Here is a 394-nt window from a genome sequence, read left to right as displayed (position 1 = left end):
GTCGTCAGCCTCCTCGTCCATTTCGTCCATCAGCTCTTCGGCTTCCGCCTCGACGTCCTCGTCGAGTTCCTCGTCGACAGCGTCTTCGAGTTCGTCGACGTCGACGTCCTCGACATCGTCGTCAGTCGGGACCTCGACGTCTTCCTCGACGATTTCCTCGTCGACGAACTCCTCGTCAGCCTCGGAGTCGTCGTCGGCCCCGGTGGCCACGTCTTCGTCGAGTTCCTCGGCCGTCTCGCTGTCTTCAGGCTCGCCTTCGAGGAGTTCCTCGACGGACTCGCCGTCGGTGTCGGCCACGTAGTCCTCGACGTCGACATCCTCGTAGATCTCGAAGTCGTCGGGGAGCTCCGCGTCCGGCGGGATGATCTTGACTCGGACCCCGATGGTACCGAGC

Annotated in this window: 1 pseudogene; it reads right to left on the bottom strand. The window is 63.5% G+C overall.

The annotated features are described in order from the left end of the window. Positions 1-394, bottom strand: a pseudogene (locus FY251_RS22080) (30S ribosomal protein S3); the annotation flags it as partial.

The sequence above is a fragment of the Haloferax sp. KTX1 genome (assembly GCF_902410085.1).
Taxonomy (GTDB): Archaea; Halobacteriota; Halobacteria; order Halobacteriales; family Haloferacaceae; genus Haloferax; species Haloferax massiliensis.
This window is presented reverse-complemented; position numbering and strand designations above follow the sequence as displayed.